This window comes from Chromobacterium sp. LK11 (assembly GCF_001043705.1).
GTDB classification, from domain to species: domain Bacteria; phylum Pseudomonadota; class Gammaproteobacteria; order Burkholderiales; family Chromobacteriaceae; genus Chromobacterium; species Chromobacterium alkanivorans.
The window spans coordinates 1-12,913 of record NZ_LDUR01000014.1; the positions used below are offsets into that span (position 1 = coordinate 1).

Annotated in this window: 11 protein-coding genes and 2 tRNA genes; 5 read left to right on the forward strand and 8 right to left on the reverse strand. The window is 64.9% G+C overall.

Features of this window, described 5'->3' with window-relative positions; all coding sequences use genetic code 11:
* Positions 1-86: 86 nt before the first annotated feature.
* Positions 87-416, forward strand: coding sequence for a DHCW motif cupin fold protein (locus tag VK98_RS09440; protein ID WP_048413800.1), 330 nt, complete (start codon positions 87-89; stop codon positions 414-416).
* A 7-nt stretch (positions 417-423) separates the two neighbouring features.
* Here VK98_RS09440 and VK98_RS09445 read toward each other — a convergent pair whose 3' ends face one another.
* Entirely contained in the window at positions 424-1,269 is an 846-nt protein-coding gene (locus VK98_RS09445) for a restriction endonuclease (protein WP_197083014.1), read from the reverse strand.
* A 281-nt stretch (positions 1,270-1,550) separates the two neighbouring features.
* Between VK98_RS09445 and VK98_RS09450 the strand changes: the two genes are divergently transcribed.
* Both VK98_RS09450 and VK98_RS09455 read left to right on the forward strand, forming a co-directional pair.
* A complete protein-coding gene (locus tag VK98_RS09450; RefSeq protein ID WP_048413802.1) occupies positions 1,551-2,258 on the forward strand; it encodes an aspartate/glutamate racemase family protein in 708 nt (235 codons plus the stop codon).
* 247 nt (positions 2,259-2,505) lie between these two features.
* A complete protein-coding gene (locus tag VK98_RS09455) occupies positions 2,506-2,934 on the forward strand; it encodes a molybdopterin-binding protein (RefSeq protein ID WP_048413803.1) in 429 nt (142 codons plus the stop codon).
* A gap of 185 nt (positions 2,935-3,119) precedes the next feature.
* Here the strand turns inward: VK98_RS09455 and VK98_RS09460 are convergent, their stop codons facing one another.
* The 5 genes from VK98_RS09460 to VK98_RS09480 all read right to left on the reverse strand — a co-directional run bounded on the left by VK98_RS09460 (position 3,120) and on the right by VK98_RS09480 (position 11,047).
* Positions 3,120-3,869, reverse strand: a complete 750-nt coding sequence (locus tag VK98_RS09460; RefSeq protein ID WP_156187807.1) for a hypothetical protein — start codon at positions 3,867-3,869, stop codon at positions 3,120-3,122.
* Between the two features lie 206 nt (positions 3,870-4,075).
* On the reverse strand, positions 4,076-5,476 hold the full coding sequence (locus VK98_RS09465; RefSeq protein ID WP_048413804.1) for an efflux transporter outer membrane subunit: 1,401 nt from the start codon (positions 5,474-5,476) through the stop codon (positions 4,076-4,078).
* Positions 5,469-8,603, reverse strand: a complete 3,135-nt coding sequence (locus VK98_RS09470) for an efflux RND transporter permease subunit (RefSeq protein ID WP_048413805.1) — start codon at positions 8,601-8,603, stop codon at positions 5,469-5,471. Before VK98_RS09470 ends, VK98_RS09465 begins: the two co-directional genes overlap by 8 nt.
* A 10-nt stretch (positions 8,604-8,613) precedes the next feature.
* Positions 8,614-9,756: an efflux RND transporter periplasmic adaptor subunit gene (locus VK98_RS09475; RefSeq protein ID WP_048413806.1), complete on the reverse strand. Its 1,143-nt coding sequence runs from the start codon at positions 9,754-9,756 to the stop codon at positions 8,614-8,616.
* A gap of 532 nt (positions 9,757-10,288) precedes the next feature.
* Positions 10,289-11,047: an ABC transporter substrate-binding protein gene (locus VK98_RS09480; RefSeq protein WP_048413807.1), complete on the reverse strand. Its 759-nt coding sequence runs from the start codon at positions 11,045-11,047 to the stop codon at positions 10,289-10,291.
* Positions 11,048-11,255: 208 nt separating this feature from the next.
* On the opposite strand from VK98_RS09480, the gene VK98_RS09485 reads away from it, so the two are divergent.
* Both VK98_RS09485 and VK98_RS09490 read left to right on the forward strand, forming a co-directional pair.
* Positions 11,256-12,050 (forward strand): alpha/beta fold hydrolase, encoded by a 795-nt coding sequence (locus VK98_RS09485; RefSeq protein WP_197083015.1) that lies wholly within the window; start codon positions 11,256-11,258, stop codon positions 12,048-12,050.
* A gap of 99 nt (positions 12,051-12,149) precedes the next feature.
* Complete coding sequence (locus VK98_RS09490; RefSeq protein ID WP_197083016.1) at positions 12,150-12,587, forward strand: thioesterase family protein; 438 nt, start codon at positions 12,150-12,152, stop codon at positions 12,585-12,587.
* Between the two features lie 56 nt (positions 12,588-12,643).
* Here the strand turns inward: VK98_RS09490 and VK98_RS09495 are convergent.
* Both VK98_RS09495 and VK98_RS09500 read right to left on the reverse strand, forming a co-directional pair.
* Positions 12,644-12,734 (reverse strand) — tRNA-Ser (locus VK98_RS09495).
* Between the two features lie 73 nt (positions 12,735-12,807).
* A tRNA-Ser gene (locus tag VK98_RS09500) sits at positions 12,808-12,898 on the reverse strand.
* Between the last annotated feature and the right edge of the window lie 15 nt (positions 12,899-12,913).

Genomic DNA, 12,913 nt, shown 5'->3' on the forward strand with positions numbered 1-12,913 from the left:
CCGCTTTCTCAGCGGTTTTCGCCTTGTCTCGCTCTGGCTCGCGAGATCGTAAACACGTTCTTAGAGCCCTTGCAGAGGAGCCGCTCATGAAAATATCCGACCTCCCGTTTGGAATCAGCGATTGGTCCGCGCTGGAGCCCACCCAACATGCAGGCGAAACCGGCTGCGCCTATTGGCGCACCCGGCATTTCGGCGACATCCGCGTCCGCATGGTGGAATACACGCCGGGCTACCGCGCCGACCACTGGTGCGTCAAAGGCCACATCCTGCTGTGTCTGGAGGGGGAGCTGCATACCACGCTGGCGGACGGCCGCAGCTTCACCCTGAAGCCCGGCGTCAGCTACCAGGTGGCCGACGACGCCGAGCCGCATCTGTCCCATACCGAAACCGGGGCCAAGTTGTTCATCGTCGATTGATGCTGGTTCAGGCCGCCGTCGCCTCCTGCCGCCTCATGCCCAGCACCCGCTTGCAACGCGGATAATTGCAACAGCCCCAGAAGTCGGAGCGGCCGGCCTTGCCGGCGACATGGCGCATCGGAACACCGCAAGCGGGACATGTTGGGGTGCGGTAGTCGCCGGCGCAGGCGAAGTCCAGCAACTGCTGGCGCGCGGCGCCGGGCAGGCGCTCAATCAGCATCAACAGCATCTCGCCATCGATCAAGGTAATGTGATTGCTCTGCGCCACGGTCTTGGCGTCGTCGGAAAATTTGCCGCTGGTCATGAAAAAGGCCTTGGCGATTTTCTCGTGGGTCATCACGCCCAGCAATTCGCGAATAGGCTTCACGCCGACATAGCATTCGCCCCAGGCCTTGCATTGCACCACCGATGTGGCGCGGCCGGAATCATCTTGAAACAAGCGGATGTCGATGCCGCCGTCCGGCCCCAACGGCGTGGTTTCAGAACGAATGCCTTTCAACTCGTAAAACTTCTGGCAAACATCCTCAAAACGCTTCCATTCGATGTCGCGGATCAAAGCCAGCGTCCATTGCGCGGGCCGCTCCGCACTGGCCGTCTCTTGAGCGCTCCACGCTCTGTTCTCCCGCTGCGCCGGACCCAGCGACGACGCGCTTGGCGGCGTCTTTCGCGGCGTCTCCGGATCGATTTTGAAACTAAAGCGCGGCTCCGCGGCCTGCCGCATCAAGGACAACACGGCCAGCACCAGGAAGAACAGCGCAATGGGCCAGCCCAGCGCGGAAAGTCCCTCGGCCAGCGGCTTCAGCATGACATTGTTGGCCCAGAGCGCCGGCAGAATGCCTTTCAAACCCAACAAGCTGAGTCCGGCCAAGACAGCGCTGACATACCAGGGCGCAGCGATGAGAGTCGGGGCAAAGCGGTTCTGGACTTGCCGATATCTACGTGCCATAGCTCACTCTTTTATTATTCCAAATGCATTTTAACTGTCCGGCACACATGCCCGCAAATGGAACGCTCAGCCCAGCCGCCGCGACAAGAGCATTAGCCCCTCCCTGCCCAATGACATACTCTGGGAATCCGGGCCTCATCAAACGACATTCAAAACACCATGTTTCGCAATAACCATCAAGGAAGGTCATGAAAAAACTCGGTCTGCTGGGCGGCATCAGCTGGGTATCGACGCTGGATTACTACCGTTACCTGAATGAAGGCGTCAACGCCGCGCTGGGCGGCCTCAATTTCGCCGAGTGCGTGGTTTACTCCCTGAATTTCAACGATATCCAGCGGCGCGGCTGGGACGACTGGGAGCACACCTATGCGCTGCTGCTCAAGGGCTGCCTGCATTTGAAAGCCGCCGGGGCCGAAGCCATCGTGCTGTGCGCCAATACCGCGCACGTCGTGGCCGAGCGCCTGGAAGCGGCGGTCGGCCTCCCCATCATCCATATCGCCGACGCGACGGCGCGGGACATCTCTCGGCAACAGCTGCGGACCGTCGGCCTGCTCGGCACCAAGTTCACCATGGAGTTGCCGTTTTTTCAGGACAAACTAAGCCGGCACGGCATCCGCGCCTTGATCCCGGAAGCGCAGGACACGCGCGACTTCATTCAGCGCACTCTGCGCGACGAATTGGGCCGCGGCATGGCGTCGCCGGCCACCAAGAGCGCCTATCTGGAGGTGATTCGGCAGCTGGTCGAGCGCGGCGCCGAGGGCATCGTCTTCGGCTGCACCGAGCTTCCGCTGCTGTTGAGCCAGGCCGACGTGCCGGTGCCGGTGTTCGACACCACCCGGATTCACATCCTCGCCGCGCTTGAGTTCGCGCTCGCGGATGCGGTGCTCAAGCAATAGGAGAAGCTGCGTACGATCTCGCGAGCTAGAGCGAGACAAAGCGAAAACGGCCGAAGAAGCGGAGTGTGCATAGGATAGACGAGCATTCTGAAGCTGTGCTCGCCATGCCGCGTCTCACAACAGGCAGCAGATCGTAAACAGCTTAATTAGGTCGAAAGAGCTACAGGCGCGGCCCCCGCTTCCGCATATACTTTCCGCATATCGCAAATGGCGATATCACCCACCCACCCGATACCAAGGACATCCCATGCTCACCAGCGCCCGCAATCAGTTCGCCGGCAAAGTCGCCGCCATCCATCCCGGCGCCGTCAACGACGAGATCGACATCGCCCTGCCCGGCGGCGACGTGATCACCGCCGTCATCACCCAGCGCAGCACCGCCAACCTGGGGCTGTCCGTGGGCTGCGAAGCACTGGCCATCATCAAGGCGCCCTGGGTGATCCTGGCCAACCCCGAGGCCGGCATCCGGCTCTCCACCCGCAACCGCCTGGAAGGCCGGGTATCCGCGCTGCGCCAGGGCGCGGTCAACACCGAGGTGGAAATCCGCCTCAACGGCGGCGACGCCCTGGTGGCCATCGTCACCAAGGAGAGCGCGGACGATCTGGAACTGGCCGTCGGCAAGGCCATCGTCTCCTTCTTCAAGGCCTCCCACGTGATTGTCGGCGTCCGGATCTAAGAACGTGTTTACGATCTCGCGAGCTAAGGCGAGACAAGGCGAAAACGGCTGAGAAAGCGGAATGTACGCACGGTACATGAGCATTTCGAAGGCGTTTTCAACGCCGTATCGCCAACGCGCAGCAGATCGTAAACAGGTTCTAAGAACCTGTTCAAAGTCTCGCGGGCAAGGGCGACTTTCTTGGATTAAGCCCGCCCCGCGCGCCGCCTATCGCGCAGATAACGCAGCACGCCGTTCAGGATGGCCGTCGGCGACAGCTCGGCCATGGCCAGCAAGCCGTGGCCCTGGTGGTAGTCCGGGTTGTGCTCGACAAAATAACGCGCCGCCGGACGCGGGTGCTGCAGCCAGAACTGGCGGTCGGTCTGGCTGTCCCTGGTCAGAATGCCCAGCTTCACCACATAGGGCCGCTCCGGCGCGGGCGCCGCCATGCCGAAGCTGCCGCACAACTCCGCCGCCAGCCGCCCCAGCGGCTGCTCCATGCCCCGTTCCGGGCTGGGCCACATGCCGGCGGCGTACTTATGCATCTGGATGAAGCTGGACGGATGGATCATCGCGCCCAGAAAGTACATAGGCCGCCACGGGCTGCGCAGCCAGTAGCGCAGCATGCAGCCGGCCAGAAATGGCATATTGCTGTTGCGGCCGCGGTAGTCCTTGAGCAGCCCGGCCTGGCCGCGCAGGATTTTGACCTCGCGCCCCGCCGCCCGGCGCTGGAACAGGTGGACGGCGCAATAGCCCACCGCCTGGCCGTGCTCGCCGCGATGCAGCAGGATGCTGCTGTGCTCGGACTCCGGCAGCACCATCTTGCGGAAGGCCGCCCGGTCCAGACCGCTGAAGACGGCGTCGTGCACTTGGTAGGCTTCGTCGACCAGGCGCTCGCGCCCGGCCAAGGTCAACAAGTGCGGATAAAGAGTGTCTGAGTGAGTGATGGTGCCCATGGGTCCTCGCGCGGAATGGCGACGTCGAAACGCTGCGCATGGTAAGCAGCGGGTCCGGACACAACCACTGACAGATATGCCACTGTTGTTGTTTCTTGATGGAACCGTCCAAACGCGACGGGCTGCGCCCGCTTTGACCGTCGGCGCATGATGCCGCCGCAAAAAAACCCCGCCGTTCGGCGGGGTTTGTCGTTTCATGCTGCGGATCAGGATTTGGCCGGCGCTTCCCAGCCGCCGCCCAGCGCCTTGTACAGGCCCACCACCGCATTCAGCTGGTCCAGCTTGGCGCTGACCAGGCCCAGCTCCGCCTGGAAGCTGTTGCGCTGCGCGTCCAGCACGTCCAGATAGCTGGCGTAGCCGTTGTCATAACGCAGATTGGCCAGCCGCAGCGACTTGTTCAAGGCCTGGAACTGCGTGGTCTGCGCCGCCTGGATGTCGCGCGCCGCGCCGTAGCCGGACAGCGCGTCCAGTGCATCCTTGAACGCGCTTTGCACCGTCTTCTGGTACTGCGCCAGCGCCTGCTGCTGCCGCGCGCTGGCGGCATCCACCGCGTAGCCGGTCTGGCCGAAGTTGAACACCGGCGCCGCCAGGTTGCCGACGAAGCTCCAGGTCCGCGTCGGGCCGGTGAACAGCGTGTCCAGCGACAAGCTCTGCGAACCCAGTGCCCCGCTCAGGCTGATGCTGGGGAAGTAGGCCGCGCGCGCCACGCCGATGCGGGCGTTGGCGGCGATCAGCTGCTGCTCGCTGGCGGCGATGTCCGGCCGACGCTCCAGCAGGCTGGAGGACAGGCCGGCCGGCACCGCCGGCGGCGCGGACAAGGCGTCCAGGTTTTGGCCGCGCTGGATGCCGCCGGCTACCAGCTGCTTGGGCGAGTGGCCAAGCAGCACGCCTAGCGCGCTTTCGGTCTGCTCCAGCGCGCTGGCGATTTGCGGCACCTTGGCGCGGGCGGCAGCCGCTTCGGCCTCGGCCTGCTGCTGGTCCAGCTCGGAGATCAAGCCGCCCTTGAAGCGCTTGGTCTGCAGTTTCAGCGATTCCTCGCGGCTTTGCAGCGTGCGCTTGGCGATGTCCAGCTGGGCGTCGTAAGCGCGCAGCTGGAAATAGGTCTGCGCGGTCTGGGCGGCGATCGCCAGCTTCGAACTGTCGCGGGCGAAGCGGCTGGCGGCGAAGTCGGCGCGCGCCGCCTCGTTGCCACGGCGCAGTTTGCCCCACAAGTCCAGTTCCCAGGACGCGGTCAGGTTGGCGTTGCGCACATCGCTGACCAGCGGCGCGCCCGGAGTCGTCGTCGCGGTCGAGGTGCGGCCGCGCTGATAGCCGGCGTTGGCGTTCAGCGCCGGCAGCAACTGGGCGCGGGCGATGCCGGCCTGGGCCGCGGCCTCGTCGACGCGGGCGGCGGCGGCGGCCAAGTCCTGGTTGTGTTCCAGGGCCTCGGCGATCAGCTGATCCAGCACCGGGTCGTTGAACTGCTTCCACCAGTCCATGGCGATGGCCGGGCTTTGAGCCTGGCCGCTGTCCGGCAGCTCCAGTTTGGGGCGGCTGTAGTCGGGGCCGACCGCGCAAGCGGTCAGCGCCAGCGCCACCAATGAGGGAATCAGCGCGCGTTTAAGCATGGTCGGCCTCCTCCGCCGCAACCGGCTTTTTGCGCCGCTCCGACACCTGCATGATCAGCCGGAAGAACAGCGGGACAAAGAAGGTGGCGATGAAAGTGGCGGCCAGCATGCCGCCCACCACCGGGGTACCCAGCGCGCGGCGGCTGGCGGAGCCGGCGCCGCTGGAAATCACCAGCGGCACGCAACCCAGGATGAAGGCCAGCGAGGTCATCACGATGGGGCGGAAACGCAGCCGCGCCGCTTCCAGCGCCGCGTCCATCAGCGGCAGGCCCTGCTGACGCTGCTGGACGGCGAACTCCACGATCAGAATCGCGTTCTTGGCGGCCAGACCCACCAGGGTGACCACGCCGATCTGGAAGTAGACGTTATTGTCCTGCTGGCCGATGACGGCGGCGAGCAAGGCGCCGAACAGCGCGAAGGGCACCGAGGTCACCACCGCCAGCGGCAGGCTCCAGCGCTCGTATTGCGCCGCCAGGATCAGGAACACCATCAGGATGCCGAACAAGAAAGCGGTGGCGGCGGTGCCGCCGGCCAGCTTCTCCTGATAGGCGCTGCCGCTCCAGGCCAGCGCGTAATCGTTGCCCAATACTTGCCGGGTCACCTCTTCCAGCGCCTGGATCGCCTGGCCGGAGCTGATGCCGGGCGCGGGCTGGGCCAGGATCTTGGCGGCGTTGAAGATGTTGAAGCGGTCCACCAGTTCCGGCCCGTAGCTGGATTTGACCTCCACCAGGCTGGACAGCGGCACCATCACGCCCTCGTTGGAGCGCACATAGATATTGGCGATGTCCTCCGGCCGCGCGCGGAAATCCGCCTCGGACTGCAGCTGCACCTTGTAGGTGCGGCCGAACTTGTTGAAGTCGTTGACGTAGAGCTGGCCGAAAGTGGCTTGCAGGGTGTCGAACACCTGGTTGATGTCCACGCCCAGCGCCTTGGTCTTTTCACGGTCCAGGTCCAGGTATTTCTGCGGCACATTGGCGCGGAAAGTGGTGGCCACGCTGGCGAACTCCGGACGCTGCCGCGCCGCGGCCAGCAGTTTCTCCGCCGCCTGGCTGAGCTTTTGCGCGCCCTGGTCGCCGCGGTCCTGCAGATAGGCTTCCAGGCCGCCGGTGGTGGACATGCCGATGATGGGCGCCGGGTTGAAGGCGCTCATCACGCCGGCTTGCACGGTGCGGCCCAGGCGGTTGAACTCGGCGGCCACGGAGAAGGAATCCTCGCCCTTGGCCTTGCGCTGGTCCCAATCCTTGAGGGTGACGAAGCTGGTGCCGCGGTTGGTCTGCTTGGAGCCGGACAGGATGTCGAAGCCGGTGAAGGTGGTGACGCTTTCCACATTGGGGTTGGCCATCATCAGCCGGTCGAACTCCGCCGTGGCCTTGGTGGTGCGGGTCAGCGCCGCCGCGTCCGGCAAGGCGGTGCTGGCGAACAGCGTGCCCATGTCCTCATTGGGCACCAGCGAGCCGGGCACTTTCTGGTACAGGCCGACGGTGGCCGCCAGGATGACGGCGATCAGACCGAAGGCGACGCCGACGCGGCGGTTGAGAAACAGCACGCCCAGCACATAGCGGCCGGTCAGGCGCTCGAAGGCGCGGTTGAACCACTGGAAAAAGCGCGGCGGCTGGTGATGGCCGGGCTTGAGCAGCAAGGCGCACAGCGCCGGGGTCAGCGTCAGCGCGACGATGCCGGAAATGATCACCGACATGGCGATGGTGACGGCGAACTGCTTGTACATCACGCCGGTCATGCCGCCCATGAAGGCCACCGGCAGGAAGACCGCGCACAAGACCAACACGATGGCCACCAAGGCGCCGGACACCTCGCCCATCGCCAGCACCGCGGCTTCCTTGGCGCCGCAGCGGCGTTCGCTCATGATGCGTTCGACGTTTTCCAGCACCACGATGGCGTCGTCCACCACGATGCCGATGGCCAGCACCATGCCGAACAGGGTCAGCAGATTGATGGAGAAGCCCAATAGCAGCATGCCGGCGAAGGTGCCGACCAGCGACACCGGCACCGCGATGCAGGGAATCAGCGTGGCGCGGAAATTCTGCAGGAACAAATAAACCACCAGGAACACCAGCACCGTGGCTTCGACCAGGGTTTCCACCACCCCGTGGATGGAGACCTTAACGAACTTGGTGGTGTCGAAGGGAATGGTGTAGTCCACGCCGGCCGGGAACCGGACCTTGAGTTCCTCCATCTTGGCGGCGATGGCGGCGGACACCTTGAGCGCGTTGGCGCTGGGTTGCAGATAGGTGGTGATGCCCACGCTGGGCTTGCCGTTGCGGGTGCCGATCACATCATAGTCGTTGCCGCCCATTTCCACCCGCGCCACGTCCTTGACGCGGATCTTGGAGCCGTCCGGCATTGAACGCACGATGATGTTCTCAAACTCCTTGGGCTCGCTGAGCCGACCCTTGGCGTTGACGGTGTAGGTGAAGCTGATGGCCGCGCTGGTGGGCTGAGCGCCGATCTTGCCGGCGGCGAACTGGGCGTTCTGCTCGCGCACCGCCTTGGCCACGTCGGACGGCGTCAGGCCCAGCTGAGCCATGCGGTCCGGCCGCAGCCACAGCCGCATCGCGTAATCGGTGCCGCCCATCATCGCCACGTCGCCCACGCCGGGAATGCGCTTGAGCTCGTCCATTACGTTGAGCAGGGCGAAGTTGGACAGGTAGTTGCGGTCATACTGGCCAGTGGGCGAGCCGATGGAGATCACGCTGAGCACCGAGGTGGACTTCTTGCGCACGGTGACGCCCTGGCGCTGCACCTCGTCCGGCAGTTGCTTCATCGCCGCCTGCACCCGGTTGTTGACGTCGATGGTGGCCTGGTCCGGATCGGTGCCCACGGCAAAATAGACATTCAGGCTGAGCTGGCCGTTGGAGGCGGCGCTGGATTGCATATAGAGCATGTTTTCCACGCCGTTGAGCTGCTGCTCCAACGGCGCGGCCACGGTCTGGGCGATGGTTTCCGGCGTGGCGCCCGGATAGCTGGCCGACACCGACACTACCGCGGGGACGATTTGCGGGTACTGTTCCACCGGCAGCGCACGCATCGCCGCCAGGCCGGCCAGCACGATGACGATGGACAACACGCTGGCGAAGATGGGGCGATTGATGAAGAAACGCGAGAACATGGTCAGCTCCTCACGCCTTGGCCGGCGCGGCGGCCACCGGCTTGACCACCACGCCGGGGCGGGCCTGCATCAGGCCATCGACAATCACCCGCTCTCCCGCCTTGAGGCCGGATTCGATCACCACCCGGTCGCCCACCTGGGCGCCCAGTTTCACCATCCTGGCCTGTACCTTGTTGTCCGCTCCCACCACCATCAGTTGATTGTCGGCCTGGGCCTGGACAATGGCCTGCTCCGGCACGGTCAGCACGTTCTTGCGCACGCCCAGATCCAGCAGCACGCGCACGAACTGGCCCGGCAACAGACGCTCGTCCGCATTGGGAAATTGCGCGCGCGCGCTGATGGTGCCGGTCTTGGGGTCCACGCGATTGTCGCGGAAATCCAGCTTGCCGCTTTGCGCGTAGACCCGGCCGTCGGCCAGGCGGATGCGCACCGGGTGCTGGTCCTGCTCCTGGGCGCTGACTTGGCCGGCGGCCAGGCTGTGCTCGTAGTTGAGGCTATCCTGCTCGGAGATGGCGAAGTTGACGTAGATGGGGTTGAGCTGGGAAATGGTGGTCAGCGGCTCGGCGGCGTCCACGCGGATCAGGCTGCCTTCGGACTGCACCTGCTTGCTGGTCAGGCCCGGAATCGGCGCCGCCACGCGGGTGTAGTCCAGGTTGAGTTGGGCTTCCTTGACCTTGGCGTCGGCGGACTGCTTGGCGGCCTTGGCGGCGTTGAACGCGGCCATCGCGTTGTCGTAATCCATCCGCGCCACCGCCTGTTCGCGGTACAAGGGCCGGATGCGTTCCAGGTCGGCGTCGGCCTTTTGCAAGGCGGCCAGCTGCTGCGCCTGCGCGCCCTTGGCCTGCTCCAGTTGCGCCTGGTAAGGCGCGGGATCAATCTGGAACAAGGGCTGGCCCTGTTTCACCGGCTGCCCTTCCACATAGGTGCGCTTGAGCAGGATGCCGCCGACGCGGGCGCGCACCTCGATGTCGCGGTAACCGGCGGTTTCGCCCACCAGTTCCATGGTCATCGGCACGTCACCGGGCGCGACGGTCTCCACGGTGACTTGCGGCACGGCGGCGGCCGGCTGCTGCGGCGAACCGCAAGCGGTCAGCCAGGCAGGCGCGGACAATAGCAGGGCAAGCGACAACAGCTGTCGCGGCGAATAGCGCATTATTATTTCTCCATATGAGCGGGTATTCAGGATGGGCGGGCCAATCCAGGCGCAAGCGGAAGCCTTGTCGAGGTCAAACGGACTGCTCTGAGCCAAGGGCGCGGCAGTCCTGTTTGGAAGCGGTTTAAGAAGCTGTTCACAATCTGCGGCGCTGCGGCGTTGAAAACCACGGCCAAATGCTCATGCATCTCAGCGCTTTTCACCGGGTCTCGCTCTGGCTCGCGGGATGTTGAACAGGCTCCAAGACCCGCCAACAAAACCCCAGATCCCGCCTTGCGCCTCCTTGCCGTGCGACGGCTACTGCCTGCGTCGGCGCGTCCTGGCTCAGGGTCTCTGCGAGGCGTTGTCAACGGCTCTAAACCGTTGCTTATTAGAACAGCCTGTTATGAAGCGTTTTTTTTGAAAACCACCGTTTTTGTAAATTGCGGGTAAATTCACGATAAAACGGTGTAAAAAGTTGTGAATGCGAATCAAGTGCATGATTACGGCATTGGCTCGCCGTTTTTGCGGTTTCGCGCCCTGCCGCCCGCGCTTATTTCCCGGCGGGAGGGGTCTGGAAGGTCTTGAGCAGGCGCGCGTAGCTGCCGTCGCGGCGCATCGAGCGCAGGCCGGCCTCAAACTGCTCCGCGCGCTCCTTGCCCTTGGGCTTCGCCTTGGAGAAAGCCAGCCAGAAACCGTCCTGGCTGATGCGCCCCACCTTGCGGACTCGGCCGGCGGAGGGATTGCCGCGGATGCGCAGCTGCCCCGGCAGCGTGTTCATCAGCACGTAATCCACGCGCCGGGCCAAGAGCATGCGAATCAGATCGTCGTCCGAGTTGGCCACTGATTTGATGATGTTGGGATCATTCATGAAGGCGCTGGGATAGGTATAGTCCTGGGTGATGCCCACCCGGCGCTTGGCCAGGTCCCGCATGCCCAGCCCAGTCTTGCTGGAGGCGTAGGCGAAGATGGCCAGCTCCTCGGTGAACATCGGCGTTGGATGCCACCAGAACTGGCTTCTATTGTCGTCGGTGATGGTGGCGCTGAGGCAGCCGGCGGCGCGGCCGACGCGCGCCAGCATCAGGCAACGCGCAAACGGCACCGAAACAAAGCGGACCGCCACGCCCTGGCGGCGAAACGCCTCGCGCGCCAGTTGCGGCGCCAGCCCTTGCGCCGCGCCGTCGGCGCCGCGCACCGAATACGGCGGCCAGTCGTCCTCCACCGCGATCAGCAGCGCCGCGGCCGATGCGGCCGTCGGCGCCGCGACGGCCAGCAGGCCCGCGCACAAGAACCGTCGAAACCACGCTTGCATCTGTATTCTCCCGGCGCGGCGACGCGGCCCAAGCCCACGGCCGCTCAGCGGCGATTGACAAGCGCCGCGCCCGCGCCAACAATCGTCCGATGCCAACGTCCTCTTTTCCGGCCTTGAGCGCCGACACGGTTAACATCGACAATTTTGATCGCCGCGCCAGCGTTCAAACCGGCGCAGCGCCCTTCCCTTCCGCATGCCGGAGCCGCGCGTGAAGAGCGCGCCGCCGGCGGCCCAGGACCGCATGACCCCGCTGGACGGCGGCGAGGTCTTCTCCCGCCTCTGGCCCGCCGCCGACCCGGCCGCGCCGCTGATCCTGCTGTTCCACGACTCGCTGGGCTGCGTCGAGCTATGGCGCGACTTTCCCGCGCAGCTGCGCGCCGCCTCCGGCTGCGCGGTGCTCGCCTACGACCGGCTGGGCCATGGCCGCTCCAGTCCCCGCGCCCAGTGGCCGGAACTGGACTTCATCCGCCGCGAGGCCCTGCTCCTAACCGAACTGCTGGCCGGCTGGAACATCGGCCGCTTCATCGCCTTCGGCCACAGCGTGGGCGGCGCCATCGCCGCGCATTGCGCCGCGCTGCGGCCGGCCGCCTGCCAGGCCTTGATCACGGAATCGGCGCAAGCCTTCGTCGAAGAACGCACCCTCGGCGGCATCCGCGCCGCGCAACAACAGCTGAGCCGGCCGGAGCAGCGGGAAAAGCTGCGCCGCTATCACGGCGACAAGGCGGACTGGGTGCTGAACGCCTGGGTGCGAACCTGGCTGGCCCCGGGCTTCGCCGGCTGGAACCTGGCCGCGGAACTGCCCGCCCTGCATTGCCCGCTGCTGGCCATTCACGGCGAGGAAGACGAATACGGCAGCGCGCTGCATCCCCGGCGCTACCTGAGCCTGAGCCGGGAAGCGGCCGAACTCTTGCTGCTGCCGGGCGTCCGTCACCTGCCGCACCGGGAACAGCCGGAGCTCGTTGCCGGCGCCGTGGCCGGCTTTCTGCGCCGCCGCCTGGGCTGAAACGGCTTGCGGCAAAGCGCTTGACCCCCGCGCGCGGGCAATGCCAAGATCATGCACCGCCCGCCTTCATGCTAACCGCTGCCGTTCGAGGAGATTGGTTTGGAACCGTTTTGCCATCCGCTGGAAGTGCGCTGGTCCGACTGCGACGCCAACCAGCACGTCCGCCACACCGCCTACGCCGACTTCTGTACCCATGCCCGCATAGAATGGCTGCGCGGCCAAGGCTTCGGCTTTGAACAATTCCAGGCGCAGGGGTTTGGCCCGGTCATTTTCAAGGAGTGGACCGAGTATTTCAAGGAACTGCGGCTGAGCGAACGCATCCACGTGCGCCTGGCCATCGCCGGCCTGAGCCAGGACGGCAAACGCTTTTGCATCCGCCACGAGATTTACAAGGAGGACGGCCGCCTGGCCGCGCGTCACGAGGTCAGCGGCTCCTGGATGGACCTGACGCTGCGCAAGCTGACCGCGCCGCCGCCGGAACTGAGCGCCATCTTCGCCTGGGCGGAGCGCACCGAGGACTTCCAGGCGCTGGATTGAGCAAGGCCGAACGCGAAAAAGCCCTGACTGTTTCAGTCAGGGCTTTTTGCTTGCTTTGGCGGAGAGGGGGGGATTCGAACCCCCGTTAGGGTATTACCCTAAACACGCTTTCCAGGCGTGCGACTTAAACCACTCATCCACCTCTCCGGAGGTGTCCTGCTTGTTTGCGCCGGCCGGGCCGGAGCAATAAAAAAACCGCCTGGGCAGTTTTTGTCGATTCTGGCGGAGAGGGGGGGATTCGAACCCCCGTTAGGGTATTACCCTAAACACGCTTTCCAGGCGTGCGACTTAAACCACTCATCCACCTCTCCAGAATCCCCGTGAAA